Below are 14518 nucleotides of genomic sequence, written 5' to 3'. Positions count from 1 at the left end.
CGCCCGGCTTCGCCGCGCTCGCGATCGCCGCTAGCCCACCACCCAGACCGCCCGGGCGGCCGGGCTGCCCAGGTCGACCGTCGTCTCCGCGCCGTCGCCGCCTTCGATCGCTACCGAGATCATGCCGGCGAATTCCCGGCGGGTCAGGACCCGCAGCCGCGAATCGAGGTTGATGCCGACGTCGGCGAAATAGCGCAGCATCTCCGGGTCGGCGTCGGAGATGCGGGCCACCGTTCCGGTGTCCCCGTCGCCGCACGCCCACAGCTGGCGGGCCGGCGGCGTGGGCACCTGCCCGTCGGAGGCCGGGATCGGGTCCCCATGCGGGTCGCGTTGCGGGAACCCGAGCTTGGCGTCGATGCGGGCCACCAGCCGATCCGACACCGCGTGTTCGAGCACCTCGGCCTCGTCGTGCACCTCGTCCCAGCCGTAGCCGAGCTCGTTGACCAGGAAGGTCTCCAGCAGCCGATGCCGGCGCACCATCGCCAGCGCCGCCCGCCGGCCCGCCTCGGTCAGGGTCACGGCCCCGTATTTCTCGTGGTCGACCAGGCCCTGCTCGGCGAGTTTGCGGATCGACTCCGAGGCCGTGCTGGCGGAGACCCCGATCTTCTCGGCCAGCATCTTGGTGCTGACCTTCTCCCGGGACCACTCCTGGGCATTCCAGATGACCTTGAGATAGTCCTGGCCGACCGCGGTGAGACCGCCACGCTCTTCGTCAGCCCTCACACCGAGAAAGTTTAGGCAACCCAAGCCTGATCGTGTGCTCCTCGACACCCCCGCGCCGGCGGATCTCCCGGCGGACCGCGGCGGGCCGTAGGCTTGCGGTCGTGCAGCGGTGGCGCGGCCAAGACGAGATTCCCACGGACTGGGGCAGATGCGTGCTCACCATCGGCGTGTTCGATGGCGTGCACCGGGGCCACGCGGAGATAATCGCGCATGCCGTCAAGGCCGGGCGCGCCCGCAACGTGCCGACCGTGCTGATGACGTTCGATCCGCACCCGATGGAAGTCGTCTACCCGGGCAGCCATCCCGCGCAGCTGACGACGCTGACGCGCCGCGCCGAACTCGTCGAGGAGCTTGGCATCGACGTCTTCCTGGTGATGCCGTTCACCAGCGACTTCATGAAACTCACGCCGGAGCGCTACGTCCATGAGCTCCTGGTGGAACACCTGCACGTGGTCGAGGTCGTGGTGGGGGAGAACTTCACCTTCGGCAAGAAGGCGGCCGGCAACGTCGAGACCCTGCGGCGCGCTGGCGAGCGATTCGGCTTCGCGGTCGAGTCGATGTCGCTGCTCAGCGAGCACCTGAGCAACGAGACCGTGACGTATTCGTCGACGTATATCCGGTCCTGCGTGGACGCCGGTGACGTGCTGGCGGCCATGGAGGCGCTGGGCCGTCCGCACCGCGTGGAGGGCGTCGTCGTCCGGGGCGAGGGGCGGGGCATGGAGCTGGGTTTCCCGACCGCCAACGTGGCGCCGCCGATGTATTCGGCGATCCCGGCCGACGGCGTGTATGCCGCCTGGTTCACCCTGCTCGGGCACGGACCGGTGACCGGCACCGTCGTCCCGGGCGAGCGCTACCAGGCCGCGGTGTCGGTGGGCACCAACCCGACCTTCTCCGGACGCACACGCACCGTCGAGGCCTTCGTCCTGGACACCACCGCCGACCTCTACGGCCAGTACGTGGCGCTGGACTTCGTCGCCCGCATCCGCGGTCAGCGCAGGTTCGACTCGGTGAAGGAGCTGATCGACGCGATGGGCAACGACACCGACCGGGCGCGCACGATGCTCTCGGCGCAGGACTGAACCGCCGCAGCTTCAGGAAGCAACCAGGTCGTCGATCTGGTTGATCGCCGACGTGGAGCCCTCGACGACGCCCATGTCCAGCACTCGCTGAAGATCCTCGGCGGATCCGAAGGTGCACACGTAGATCGCGCGCGTGCCGCCGCCGTGCTCGGTGAAGGTGTAGGTGTTCTCCGCGACCGGCATGTCGGGGTTCGGGTTGAAGTCCAGGTCGGCAAACCCGTCGAGAAAAGAGAAGCTGTTCGGCTCGTCGATGGCGGTGATCTCCCAGTAGCCGGCGTACTTCTCGCCGTCCGGACCCGTCATGAAGTAGGTCGTGCGGCTTCCCGGCGTGAGGCTGTGGCTCACCACGGTCGCCGGATGCGACGGTGGTCCCCACACCTTCTCCAGCTGACGCGGATCGGCGTAGATCTGCCAGATGCGCCGCACCGGGGCGGCGAAGTCGGCGGTGATGGTCAGGGTCAGGGCGTCCGGGTCATGCTTGACGTCGGTCACGGGCATGGGTCAGTCCTCCTTGGTTGGGTCGTTCGAGATGAGTTCGTCGATGCGGCCGATGCGGCCCCGCCAGAGGAGCTCCAGCTCGGTGAGCATGCCGGCGACCGACCGCACCGCCGCCACGTCACCGCTGGCCAACTGCTCGCGACCGCGTCGGCGTTTGGTGATCAGGCCGGCCTTCTCCAGCACGACCACGTGCTTCTGCACGGCCGCAAAGCTCATGTCGTATTTCAGGGCGAGCGAGGAAACCGAGTGTTCCCCGGCCAGCGTCCGGCGCATGATGTCGCGCCGGGTCCGGTCGGCGAGCGCGTGAAAGAGGGCGTCCACCCGATCCTCTTCGTCTACGGCCACCCGCCAAACCTACAACCAAATGGTTGTAGGTTGTCAAGGGCTGGGTGCTGGCCTGCGATTTCGGCGGACATCGCAGCCGCTGATAGACTCGCCCCCCACGGCGTGTGCTGCAGTCCGCGGCGGCCACGTACGAGATTTTTCGCGGTACCGATTGATGGAGATGTTTCGTGGCGCTGACCGCCGAGCAGAAAAAAGAAATCCTGGGCACCTACGGCCTGCATGACACCGACACGGGTTCCCCCGAGGCGCAGGTCGCGCTGCTGACCAAGCGGATCGCCGACCTGACCGAGCACCTGAAGGTCCACAAGCACGATCACCACTCCCGGCGGGGCCTGCTCCTGCTGGTCGGGCGGCGTCGCAGGCTGCTCAAGTACGTCGCCCAGATCGACGTCGCGCGGTACCGCTCGCTGGTCGAGCGCCTCGGTCTGCGCCGCTGACCCGGGCCTGCTTTCGGGCCAAGTCCGCCCGTGTAGAGTGGGAGCGTTCTGGGCCGGGTTCGGCCCGAGCGAACGGTGCGGCCACGCAGATCCGCGTGCGCCGTTCCAGCGCGTCATGACGGGAGCAGCCCAGTCTGTATCGGGCGGTCTTCGGTAGTGGCTGCCGGGCTTCTCTGGATCTGGGGCAGGTCGGCCGCTTCGATCGATGGCCGTAGCCGTATTCAGACTTTTCCTCTCGTAGGAAGCTCTCGGGTTACTCGCGCGTGACGACGCGAAATAGCTAAATACCCAGAGAGGCCGTACGGACACCTATGTCTGTCGCTGAAATTGAAGAAGGCGTGTTCGAGTCGACCGCCGTTATCGACAACGGGAGCTTCGGCACCCGCACCATCCGTTTTGAGACCGGCCGGCTGGCCCAGCAGGCCGCCGGCGCCGTCGTCGCCTACCTCGACGACGAGAACATGCTGTTGTCGGCGACCACCGCCAGCAAGAGCCCGAAGGAGCACTTCGACTTCTTCCCGCTGACCATCGACGTCGAGGAGCGGATGTATGCCGCCGGGCGGATCCCCGGCTCGTTCTTCCGCCGCGAGGGCCGGCCCTCCACCGACGCGATCCTGACCTGCCGCCTCATCGACCGGCCGCTGCGCCCGTCGTTCGTCTCCGGGCTGCGCAACGAGATCCAGGTCGTCGTGACGATCATGAGCCTGGACCCCAACGACCTGTACGACGTGGTGGCGATCAACGCCGCCTCGGCCTCCACCCAGATCTCCGGCCTGCCGTTCTCCGGTCCGGTCGGCGGTGTGCGCGTCGCCCTGATCGACGGCACCTGGGTCGCCTTCCCCACCGTCGAGCAGCTCGAGCGTGCGGTGTTCGACATGGTGGTGGCGGGCCGCAAGGTCGACGGTGACGTCGCCATCATGATGGTCGAGGCCGAGGCCACCGAGAAGGTCATCGAGCTCGTCGAGGGCGGCGCCCAGGCGCCGACGGAAACCGTGGTGGCCGAAGGCCTGGAGGCGGCCAAGCCGTTCATCGCCGTGCTGTGCACCGCGCAGGAGGAGCTGGCCGGAGCGGCGGCCAAGCCGACCGCCGAGTACCCGGTCTTCCCCGAGTACGGCGAGGACGTCTACTACTCGGTCGCCTCGGTGGCGACCGACGAGCTGGCCAAGGCGCTGACCATCGGCGGCAAGGCCGAGCGCGACCAGCGCACCGACGAGCTGAAGGCCGAGGTGCTGACGCGGCTCACGGGGGACTCGGGGACGTACGAGGGCCGGGAGAAGGAGGTCGGCGCCGCGTTCCGCTCGCTGACCAAGAAGCTGGTCCGGCAGCGCATCCTGACCGACCACTTCCGCATCGACGGCCGGGGCATCACCGACATCCGCGCGCTGTCGGCCGAGGTCGCCGTGGTGCCGCGGGCGCACGGCAGTGCGCTGTTCGAGCGCGGCGAAACCCAGATCCTGGGTGTGACCACGCTGGACATGGTCAAGATGGCCCAGCAGATCGACTCGCTGGGACCGGAAACCTCCAAGCGCTACATGCATCACTACAACTTCCCGCCGTTCTCCACCGGAGAGACCGGCCGGGTCGGTTCGCCCAAGCGGCGTGAGATCGGGCACGGCGCGCTCGCCGAGCGGGCCTTGATGCCGGTGCTGCCCAGTGTCGAGGAATTCCCGTACGCGATCCGTCAGGTCTCCGAGGCGCTGAGCTCCAACGGCTCGACCTCGATGGGATCGGTGTGTGCGTCCACGCTGTCGTTGCTGAACGCCGGCGTGCCGCTCAAGGCTCCGGTCGCGGGCATCGCGATGGGCCTGGTCTCCGACGACGTCGAGGTCGACGGCAAGACCGAGCGCCGATTCGTGACCCTGACCGACATCCTGGGCGCCGAGGACGCGTTCGGCGACATGGACTTCAAGTGCGCCGGCACCAAGGACATCGTCACCGCGCTGCAGCTGGACACCAAGCTCGACGGCATCCCGTCGCAGGTGCTCGCGGGGGCTCTCGCCCAGGCCAAGGACGCCCGGCTGACCATCCTCGAGGTCATGGCCGAGGCCATCGACGCGCCCGACGAGATGAGCCCCTACGCGCCGCGGGTCACCACCATCAAGGTCCCGGTGGACAAGATCGGCGAGGTCATCGGGCCCAAGGGCAAGGTCATCAACGCCATCACCGAGGAGACCGGCGCGCAGATCTCCATCGAGGACGACGGCACGGTGTTCGTCGGCGCCACCGACGGGCCCTCGGCGCAGGCCGCGATCGACCGGATCAACGCCATCGCCAACCCGCAGCTGCCGACCGTGGGCGAGCGGTTCCTCGGAACCGTGGTCAAGACAACCGATTTCGGCGCGTTCGTGTCGCTGCTGCCGGGACGCGACGGTCTGGTCCACATCTCCAAGCTGGGCCGGGGCAAGCGCATCGCCAAGGTCGAGGACGTGGTGAACGTCGGCGACAAGCTGCGGGTCGAGATCGCCGACATCGACAAGCGCGGCAAGATCTCCCTCGTCTTGGTCGAGGAGGACAGCGCTGCCCCAGCCGATGCTCCGGTGGCCGCGCCTGCCGATGCCGCGACCGCCAGCAACTGACCTACCCCGGCCGCGCCCGACTCGTGCGGGCGCCCTGCGCCGGGGTAAGCAGATCGCCGAGGCGGAGCCGGACCGCCAATCCGCACTGCGCCGCAGCACGCTTCCGGGCGGTCTGCGGGTAGTCACCGAGTACCTGCCGTCGGTGCGTTCGGCTTCGGTCGGGGTCTGGGTCGGCGTCGGATCGCGCGACGAGGGCGCCACCGTGGCGGGGGCGGCGCACTTCCTCGAGCATCTGTTGTTCAAGTCGACCCCCACCCGGAGCGCCGTGGACATCGCGCAGGCGATGGACGCGGTCGGCGGGGAGCTGAACGCATTCACCGCCAAGGAGCACACCTGCTACTACGCGCACGTGCTGGACAGCGACCTGGAGCTGGCCGTCGACCTGGTGGCCGATGTGGTGCTCAACGGCCGCTGCGCGACCGAAGACGTCGAGCTGGAACGCGACGTGGTGCTCGAAGAGATCGCGATGCGCGACGACGATCCCGAGGACGCGCTGGGGGACATGTTCCTGGGCGCGATGTTCGGTGACCACCCGGTCGGCCGGCCGGTGATCGGCACCGCGCAGTCGGTGTCGTCGATGACCCGGACCCAGCTGCACTCCTTTCATGTCCGGCGCTACACCCCGGAACGCATGGTGGTCGCCGTGGCCGGCAATGTCGACCACGACGAGGTGGTGGCGCTGGTGCGTGAGCACTTCGGGCCGCACCTGGTGCGCGGGCGCCGGCCCATCGCCCCGCGCAAGGGCGCCGGACGGGTGACCGGCCGGCCCGGCTTGATGCTGGGCAATCGGGACGCCGAGCAGACCCACGTCTCGCTGGGCGTACGCACCCCGGGACGTAGCTGGCCCCATCGCTGGGCGCTGTCGGTGCTGCATACCGCGCTTGGTGGGGGGCTGAGTTCCCGCCTGTTTCAAGAGGTTCGCGAGTTGCGCGGGCTGGCCTACTCGGTCTACTCGACGGTGGACATCTTTGCCGACAGCGGCGCGCTGTCCGTCTATGCCGCCTGCCAGCCCGAGCGGTTCGCCGAGGTGATGCAGGTGACCAACGAGGTCCTCGAGTCGGTGGCCCACGACGGCATCACCGAGGCCGAGTGCCGCATCGCCAAGGGGTCGTTGCGCGGCGGCCTCGTCCTCGGCCTGGAGGATTCCAGCTCCCGGATGAGCCGGCTGGGCCGCAACGAGCTGAACTATGGCCACCACCGCAGCATCGAGCACACCCTGCGCAAGATCGACCAAGTGAGCGTCGAGGAGGTCAACGCGGTTGCCCACCGGCTGCTGAGCCAGCCCTACGGGGCCGCCGTCCTGGGTCCGTATGCCTCCAAACGGTCACTGCCCCAACAACTTCGGGCGATGGTAAATTAGCCCCGTGGTACTGGGCTTTTGGGACATCATGGTGCCCATCGTGGGTGCGCCGATGGCCGGCGGACCGGGCACGCCCGAGCTGGCCGCGGCGGTGTCCAACGCGGGTGGGCTCGGCTTCGTCCCCGGCGGCCACCGGAGTGCGGAGCGCTTCGCCGAGGACATCGCGGCCGCGCGCAAGGCCACCACCGGGCCGCTGGGCGTCAACCTGTTCGTTCCGCAACCCAGCGTCGCCGACTGGATGGCGCTGGACTACTACGCCGAAGAACTCGAGGAGATCGCCGACTACTACCAGGTCGAGGTCGGCCACCCGCATTACGGTGACGACGACGACTGGGAGCGCAAGCTCGAGGTGGTCGCCGACGTGCGGCCCGAGCTCGTGTCGTTCACCTTCGGAGTCCCGCCGCCCGACGTCATCCGGCGGCTGGGGGCGCTGGGCCTGCTGGTGATGGTCACGGTGACGTCGGCGTACGAGGCCGGGATTGCCGTCGCCGCGGGCGCGGACAGTCTCATCGTGCAGGGGCCCGACGCGGGCGGGCACCGGGGCACGTTCGCGCCCGACATGGAGCCCGGTAACGAATCGCTGCACCACCTGATCGATCGCATCCGGCACGCGCATGAGGTGCCCGTCGTCGCCGCGGGCGGACTGGGCACCGCCCGGGACGTTGCCGCCGTGTTGCACCGCGGCGCGGTGGCCGCCCAGATCGGCACCGCGCTGCTGCTCAGCGACGAAGCGGGCACCAGCACCGCGCACCGTACCGCCCTGAAGAATCCGGTCTTCGGCACCACCGTTGTCACCCGCGCCTTCTCGGGCCGGTACGCGCGCGGCCTGGAGAACAACTTCACCCGCCTGCTCGACAACGTCGCGCCGCTGGGCTACCCGGAGGTCAACCAGATGACCTCCCCGATCCGCGAGGCGGCGGCCGCCATGGAGGACCCGAACGGGATACCGCTTTGGGCCGGAACGTCGTTCAAGGAGGCCCAGCCGGGGCCGGCGGCCGACATCATCGCCGGCCTGGTGGAAGCCGACTAGGCCAGGACGCTCGCCGGATCGGTGAACGGCAGCCCCAAGTCGGTGGCCACCCGTTCGGACAGCAGCCCGCCGTTGTGCGTCGAAAGTCCCTTCGCCAGAGCGGGATCCGACCGACACGCCGCCTGCCAACCGCGGTCGGCCAGTTCGAGCACGTACGGCATCGTCGCGTTGGTCAGCGCCACGGTGGACGTCTTGGGCACCGCGCTGGGCATGTTCGCCACGCAGTAGAACTGCGTGTCGTGCACGGCGAACGTCGGGTCGTCGTGCGTGGTCGGCCGGGAATCCGCGAAGCATCCGCCCTGGTCAATGGAGATGTCCACCAGCACTGCACCCGGCTTCATCTGCGCGACAAGCGAATTCGAAACCAGTTCCGGGGCCTTGGCGCCCGGCAGCAGGACCGCCCCGATCAGCAGGTCGGCCCGCGTGATCGTGCCCTCCAGCTCGTACGTCGACGAGTAACGCGTGCGGACCTGTCCACCGAACTCCGCGTCAAGCAGTCGGAGCTTGCCGATGTTGAGGTCGAGCACCGTCACGCTCGCGCCCATGCCGTTGGCGACCCGGGCGGCGTTGTAACCGGCCGTGCCGGCACCGATCACCACGACGTCGGCGGGTTTGACGCCCGGGACCCCACCCATCAGCACACCGCGCCCGCCGTGGGACCGCATCAGGTGATAGGAGCCGACCTGCGCCGAGAGCCGACCGGCGACCTCGCTCATCGGGGCCAACAACGGAAGGCTGCCGTCGGCGGCCTGCACAGTTTCATAGGCGATTGACGTTGTGCGGGAAGCCAATAACGCATCGGTGCAGGAGCGGGAGGCGGCCAAGTGCAGATAGGTGAACAGCACCTGATGCTGCCGCAACAGGCCGTATTCGGCCGGAATCGGCTCCTTCACCTTGAGCAGCAGGGCGGCGTCGGCCCACACCTGTTCGGCCGAATCGGCCAGTTGGGCCCCCGCCGCCTTGAACTCCTCGTCGGGAATCGACGACCCCTCCCCGGCGCCGGCCTGGACGAGCACCTCGTGGCCGCGGCGGGTCAGTTCGGCGACGCCCGCGGGCGTGATTGCCACCCTGAACTCGTTGGCCTTGGTCTCGGTCGGTACGCCGACTCGCATGGTTGCCCCTTGCTTTAAAAGGTTCGCCCTTCAGTGTGGAGAAAGTTCGGATGGGCCGCAATCGAGGTGAAACCGCGCGAGCGCTGGCTATGATCGGCCCATGACTGACCCCTGCGTGTCGGATACCGTGCAGGTCGACGCCCGCCCGGACGTGGTGTACCGGCTCATCACCGACCTGCCCACGCTGGCCTCGTTCGCAGAGGAGGCGGTGGCGATGGAGTGGTGCAAGGGCGATGCGGCGCGTCCCGGGGCGGTCTTCACCGGGCACAACGAAAGCAGCAAACGGCGCTGGAGCACCAAGTGCACGGTCACCGACGCGGAACCGGGCCGCCTCTTCGCGTTCGATGTGCGGCACTCCGTGCTTCCGATCGCGCGCTGGCAATACGACATCGTCGCGGCCGATGGTGGTTGCCGGGTCACCGAAAGCACCTGGGATCGCCGGCCCGGCTGGTTTCGCAAGATCGCCGGCAAGGCCACCGGTGTCCCAGATCGCGTGGCCGCCAACACCGAACACATCCGGCTCACCTTGCAGCGCCTCAAGCAGCGCGCCGAGTCCGAGTAGCCGGCGACCATGCGACGCGATCCCGCCGTAGCCGTCGTAGGAGGGGGCATGTCGGGCATGTGCATCGCAATCGCGTTGCTGCGCAGCGGGATAACCAATGTCACCATTTATGAGAAGGCCGACGAGGTCGGCGGGACCTGGCGCGAGAACACCTACCCGGGTCTGGTGTGTGACATCCCTTCGCGGGTCTACCAGTACACGTTCGCCCGAAATCCCAACTGGTCGCACCTTTTCTCGCCCGGCCGCGAAATCCAGGCCTATTTCCGCGACGTCGCCGACCGCTTCGGGTTGCGCGACCGCATCCGGTTCGACACCGAGATCTCCCATGCGCGCTTCGAGGGCGGACGCTGGCGGCTGCGCACGGATGCCGGGGAGGAATCGAGCGTCGACTTCCTGATCTGCGCCACCGGCGTGCTCCATCACCCCCGCCTACCCTCGATCCCCGGCCTACAGGACTTCGGCGGGCGGGCTTTTCACTCGGCGCGGTGGGATCATTCCGTCGAATTGCGCGGTCGCCGGATCGCGATCGTCGGCAACGGGTCGACGGGCGTGCAGCTCGTCTGCGGCCTGACCGGCGTGGCGGGCCGGGTCATGCTGTTCCAGCGCACCCCGCAGTGGGTGCTTCGGCTGCCCAACCCCCGGTACAGCAGGTTTACCAACATCACCCACAACAGGTTCGGCTGGCTCGACCGGATGGCCTACCGCTGCTACAGCTTCGGCTTCGACCTGTTCGCCGCCGGCCTCACCAAGCCGGGCCTGCGCCGAAAGATCATGGGGGCGCTGTGCCGCGCCAGCCTGCGCGAGGTCCGCGACCCCGAGCTGCGCCGCGCCCTGACCCCCGACTACACGCCGATGTGCAAACGGCTGGTGATGTCCAATGGCTTCTATCGCGCCATCCAGCGCGACGACGTCGAACTGGTCACCGCCGCTATCGATCACGTGGAACCGCGCGGCATCGTGACCGGCGACGGCGTCCTGCACGAGGCGGACATCATCGTGCTCGCCACCGGATTCGACACCCACGCGTTCTTCCGGCCGATGCGGCTGATCGGCCGAGACGGCATCGCCGCCGACGACGTGTGGCGTGACGGCCCGCGGGCCTACCAGACCGTGGCGCTGCCGGGCTTCCCCAACTTCTTCATGATGCTGGGTCCGCACAGCCCGGTCGGCAACCTCGCGCTCACCACCGTCGCCGAATCGCAGGCCGACCACATCCTGCGGTGGATTCAGCGCTGGCGGCGCGGCGAATTCGACACCGTCGAGCCGACCGGGCCGGCGACCGACAACTTCAACGCCAAGCTGCGCGCCGCGATGCCGAACACCGTGTGGACCACCGGTTGCCAGAGTTGGTATCTGAACAAGGACGGGGTGCCCGAGGTGTGGCCCTTCACGCCGCGCGCACACCGCGCCATGCTGGCGAACACCGATCTCGAACAGTACGACTTGCGCCGTCACGTCACCGCCGGCTGAGCCGGTAGCCCAGATGGGCGACCTTGATGCCGGGCAAAGGCGCCCAGTCCATTGTGCGTCCGTCGGCGTGAAAGCCGTTCTTCTCGTAAAAGGTTCGCGCTTGGGTGTTGCGCTCCGCGCACCACAGGACGACGTCAACCGACGGGCTTTCGGCCAAAGCGGTGGCGAGCAGGCGCTCGCCGACACCGCGCCGTTGGCATTCCGCCGCGATGTACAGCGAGTCGAGTTCGACCTGCTCGGGATTGGCAGGGTCCGGTCCGAAGATGGTCATTCCGATTGTCGCCGAACCTGATTCGGCGACCCACATGCCCCAGTTGCGGCGCTGCATGATTCGCGGGTACGCCAGCACCGCCCAGCGCCGCGGCGATCCGAGGACGTCGAGGGTGGCGTCCGGCAGGATGCCGGCCCAGGACTGCCGCCAGACCGGATAGTGCATCTCGGCGACGTTCGCGAGATCGGCCGGTCCGGCTTGGCGGATCGTGACGCCGCCCACCGTCACCGGCGGGATTGCTCCAGATAGGCGGCCAGCGCGCTGGTCAGGCCCCGCCGCGCCATGTCCAGGTCGGCGTACGAGCCGAGTTGGCGCTCGGACACCAGCCCGCGCATCGCGCCGGGGATCAGGGCGGCCACCTCGCGCACCCGGTCCGGGTCGACGTCGAGACCGGCGAAGGCATTCTGGCAGGTCTCCAGCCAGCTCTTGCCCCAGGAGAACAACTCGGCGGCGGTGCGCGGGAAGAGCCGCTCGAGCTCGTCGGGGTCGCGGGGGAGCGCCGCACGGAGGTTCTCGATCGCGCGGGAATCCGGCGACGCCAACCCCGTGTAAAGGGTGTCGATGATGGCGCCGACCCGCTCGCGCAGGGGCGCGTCCGGTGAGATCGGCGTTGACAGGGTCGAGAAGGTTGCGGCGCGACGCTCGGCGGTGCGGTGCAGTACCGCCGCCCAGAACCCGTCGGTGTCGCCGAACTGGTACTGCACGGCGCCCCAGGTCGCGCCGATCTCCTTGGCGATGCGATTGGCCGACACCGAGCCCGGGTCGCCGGAGGCCAACGACTTGAGTGCGGCTTCGAGCATGCTCTCGCGCGTGGCGTTGCCACGCCGGTTGGGGCGCCGGTTCGCGGTTCCGGCCCCGCTCACCTGCCGCGTCATCTGCCGAGCGTATCGCACCACCGTAGTTTCATAGAGGGTACTTTGATTTCGTGGGGGCGCGGCCTATCATTCGTTCTCAAGGAGGGATCCCCCATGGCTAAGCCGCCGTTGTCGATGGAACCAACCGGCTGGTTCCAGGTCGCCTGGTCCGACGAGATCGGTATGGGCGACGTGCACAAGATGAAGTACTTCGGCCAGGAGATGGTCGCGTGGCGGGCCGAATCCGGGCAGCTCACCGTGATGAACGCCTACTGCGAACACCTCGGCGCGCATCTCGGTTACGGCGGCACGGTCGTCGGCGAGGTGCTGCAGTGCCCGTTCCACGGGTGGCAGTGGAGCCAGGAGGGCCGCAACGTCCGCATTCCGTACCAGGATCGCCCCAACCGCGGTCGGCGTATTCGCACCTACCCCGTGGTGGAACGCAACGAGTCGGTCTACATCTGGCACGACGTCGAGCGTCGCGAGCCGTACTTTGACGCGCCGGACGTGTTCGGCGCGTTCAGCGACGGCAGCAACCCGGACGACTACTACCCCCAGCGGCGGTTGTACCGGCCGGCCCTGGAGCTCCATCCCCAGTACGTGCTCGAAAACGGTGTCGACTTCGCACATTTCAAGTTCGTGCACAACACGCCGATCGTGCCGGTGTTCACCCGCCACGACTTCGCCGAGCCGGTGTCGTTCGTCGACTTCACCATCACTTTCGAAGGTGACGACGGGCAGAAGATCGAGGACGTCAACAGCGGCGTCGAGGCCATCAACGGCGGGCTGGGCATCGCGGTGACCAAGAGCTGGGGGATGATCGACAACCGCACCATCTCCGCGGTCACCCCGGTCGACGAGTTCACCTCCGATGTCCGCTTCATGGTCTACATCGGCCGCACCCCGGGCAAAGATCCGGCCCGCGCCGAGCTCAAGGCGATCGAGTTCGGCCGTGAAGTGATCCGGCAGTTCGAGCAGGACATCGAGATCTGGCAGCACCAGCGCTACTCCGACCCCCCGGCGCTGGCCACCGACGAGTACGAGGGCTTCACCGCAATCCGCAAGTGGGCCAGGCAGTTCTACCCCGAGGCATTCGCAACGCAGAAAGGCTCAACGGAATGAGTACAGCACCGATCCGCGTCTTCCAAGTGGCCACCGGGAATGTCGGCTCGGAGATGATCAAGCGGATCGCCACCCAGCCCGACCTCGAACTCGTTGGCGTGCACTGCTATTCGCCGGAGAAGGTCGGGCGCGATGCCGGCGAGCTCGCCGGTGTGGCGCCCAACGGGGTGAAGGCCACCGGTTCGATCGAGGAGATCATCGCCGCCAAACCGGACGTGCTCACCTTCCACGGTGTGTTTCCCGACGAGGACCTCTACTTACAGGTGCTTGAGGCCGGCATCAATATCGTCACCACCGCCGACTGGATCACCGGCTGGCACCGCGACAAGAACCATCCGCACCCGTCGGGCAAGCCGGTGAGCCGGCTGCTCGCGGAGGCCTGCGAAAAGGGCGGCGCGACGTTCTACGGGACCGGGATGAACCCGGGCCTGAACCAGATACTGGGCGTGGTGTGTTCGGCCGACGTCGCCGATATCGAGAACGTCACCACCATCGAGTCCGTGGATGTGTCGTGCCACCACTCCAAGGACACCTGGATCGAGGTGGGCTACGGCCAGCCGGTGGACGATCCGGAGATCCCGTCCAAGCTGGAGAAGTACACCCGAGTCTTCGCCGACAGCGTGCTGATGATGGCCGACTGCTTCGACCTGACCCTCGACGAGGTGAAGTTCAGCTACGAGCTGGGCGCCTGCACCAAGGACGTCGACCTGGGCTGGTATACCCTGCCCAAGGGCTCGCTGGGCGGCAACTACATCAGGTACCAGGGCATGGTGGACGGGATTCCCCGGGTCGAGACGCACCTGGAGTGGCAGATGACGCCGCACACGGATCCGAGCTGGAACATCAAGGGCTGCTACATCACCCAGATCAAGGGCGACCCGTGCATCTACAACAAGCACATGATCTTCCCCAAGTCCGGGGTGGACTTGTCGAATCCCGACAACTTCGCCTCCATCGGGATGACCGTCACCGGCATGCCCGCGCTGGCCTCGATCAAGTCGGTAGTGGCGGCGCCGCCGGGGCTCATCACCAGCGCCGACCTGCCGCTGCGCGGGTTCGCCGGGCGGTTCGCGATTTAG

The 14518-nt window shown here is 67.9% G+C and carries 15 protein-coding genes; 9 read left to right on the top strand and 6 right to left on the bottom strand.

The genetic code is table 11. The annotated features are described in order from the left end of the window. Window positions 1–30 precede the first annotated feature (30 nt). Window positions 31–723, bottom strand: a complete 693-nt coding sequence (gene mntR, locus A5756_RS08735) for a manganese-binding transcriptional regulator MntR (RefSeq protein ID WP_066950535.1) — start codon at window positions 721–723, stop codon at window positions 31–33. A 101-nt stretch (window positions 724–824) separates the two neighbouring features. Here mntR and A5756_RS08730 point away from each other — a divergent pair, with 101 nt between their 5' ends. Next, entirely contained in the window at window positions 825–1802 is a 978-nt protein-coding gene (locus A5756_RS08730) for a bifunctional riboflavin kinase/FAD synthetase (RefSeq protein ID WP_066950532.1), read from the top strand. 12 nt (window positions 1803–1814) lie between these two features. On the opposite strand, the gene A5756_RS08725 is transcribed toward A5756_RS08730, so the two are convergent. Both A5756_RS08725 and A5756_RS08720 read right to left on the bottom strand, forming a co-directional pair. Next, window positions 1815–2300 (bottom strand): SRPBCC domain-containing protein, encoded by a 486-nt coding sequence (locus tag A5756_RS08725; RefSeq protein WP_066950529.1) that lies wholly within the window; start codon window positions 2298–2300, stop codon window positions 1815–1817. A gap of 3 nt (window positions 2301–2303) precedes the next feature. Next, on the bottom strand, window positions 2304–2645 hold the full coding sequence (locus A5756_RS08720; protein ID WP_066950526.1) for a helix-turn-helix transcriptional regulator: 342 nt from the start codon (window positions 2643–2645) through the stop codon (window positions 2304–2306). Window positions 2646–2812: 167 nt separating this feature from the next. Between A5756_RS08720 and rpsO the strand changes: the two genes are divergently transcribed. The 4 genes from rpsO (at window position 2813) to A5756_RS08700 (ending at window position 8048) form a co-directional block, all read left to right on the top strand. Beyond that, entirely contained in the window at window positions 2813–3082 is a 270-nt protein-coding gene (gene rpsO, locus A5756_RS08715) for a 30S ribosomal protein S15 (RefSeq protein WP_066950523.1), read from the top strand. Between the two features lie 311 nt (window positions 3083–3393). After that, a complete protein-coding gene (locus A5756_RS08710) occupies window positions 3394–5658 on the top strand; it encodes a polyribonucleotide nucleotidyltransferase (protein WP_197505397.1) in 2265 nt (754 codons plus the stop codon). Next, a complete protein-coding gene (locus tag A5756_RS08705) occupies window positions 5636–7018 on the top strand; it encodes a pitrilysin family protein (protein ID WP_066950674.1) in 1383 nt (460 codons plus the stop codon). Before A5756_RS08710 ends, A5756_RS08705 begins: the two co-directional genes overlap by 23 nt. A 4-nt stretch (window positions 7019–7022) precedes the next feature. Further along, window positions 7023–8048: a nitronate monooxygenase gene (locus A5756_RS08700; RefSeq protein WP_066950508.1), complete on the top strand. Its 1026-nt coding sequence runs from the start codon at window positions 7023–7025 to the stop codon at window positions 8046–8048. Here the strand turns inward: A5756_RS08700 and ald are convergent. Next, a complete protein-coding gene (ald, locus tag A5756_RS08695) occupies window positions 8045–9160 on the bottom strand; it encodes an alanine dehydrogenase (protein WP_066950505.1) in 1116 nt (371 codons plus the stop codon). The genes A5756_RS08700 and ald overlap by 4 nt on opposite strands. A 100-nt stretch (window positions 9161–9260) precedes the next feature. Between ald and A5756_RS08690 the strand changes: the two genes are divergently transcribed. Next, a complete protein-coding gene (locus A5756_RS08690; protein ID WP_066950502.1) occupies window positions 9261–9722 on the top strand; it encodes an SRPBCC family protein in 462 nt (153 codons plus the stop codon). A 9-nt stretch (window positions 9723–9731) separates the two neighbouring features. Then, window positions 9732–11192: an NAD(P)/FAD-dependent oxidoreductase gene (locus A5756_RS08685; protein WP_066950500.1), complete on the top strand. Its 1461-nt coding sequence runs from the start codon at window positions 9732–9734 to the stop codon at window positions 11190–11192. Here the strand turns inward: A5756_RS08685 and A5756_RS08680 are convergent. Together A5756_RS08680 and A5756_RS08675 are read right to left on the bottom strand one after the other, a co-directional pair. Continuing rightward, complete coding sequence (locus tag A5756_RS08680) at window positions 11179–11628, bottom strand: GNAT family N-acetyltransferase (RefSeq protein WP_082960008.1); 450 nt, start codon at window positions 11626–11628, stop codon at window positions 11179–11181. The genes A5756_RS08685 and A5756_RS08680 overlap by 14 nt on opposite strands. 59 nt (window positions 11629–11687) lie before the next feature. Continuing rightward, on the bottom strand, window positions 11688–12263 hold the full coding sequence (locus A5756_RS08675; RefSeq protein WP_369817318.1) for a TetR/AcrR family transcriptional regulator: 576 nt from the start codon (window positions 12261–12263) through the stop codon (window positions 11688–11690). Between the two features lie 168 nt (window positions 12264–12431). On the opposite strand from A5756_RS08675, the gene A5756_RS08670 reads away from it, so the two are divergent. Together A5756_RS08670 and A5756_RS08665 are read left to right on the top strand one after the other, a co-directional pair. Beyond that, window positions 12432–13439 carry a Rieske 2Fe-2S domain-containing protein gene (locus tag A5756_RS08670; protein WP_066950495.1) on the top strand — a complete coding sequence of 336 codons (1008 nt, stop codon included), beginning with the start codon at window positions 12432–12434 and terminating at the stop codon, window positions 13437–13439. After that, window positions 13436–14518, top strand: coding sequence for a dihydrodipicolinate reductase (locus tag A5756_RS08665; protein WP_066950492.1), 1083 nt, complete (start codon window positions 13436–13438; stop codon window positions 14516–14518). Before A5756_RS08670 ends, A5756_RS08665 begins: the two co-directional genes overlap by 4 nt.

It is taken from the genome of Mycobacterium sp. 852002-53434_SCH5985345, assembly GCF_001667155.1.
Classification (GTDB): Bacteria; Actinomycetota; Actinomycetes; order Mycobacteriales; family Mycobacteriaceae; genus Mycobacterium.
The sequence above is the reverse complement of the archived record's forward strand: the minus strand, read 5'-3'. Positions and strand labels throughout refer to the sequence as shown.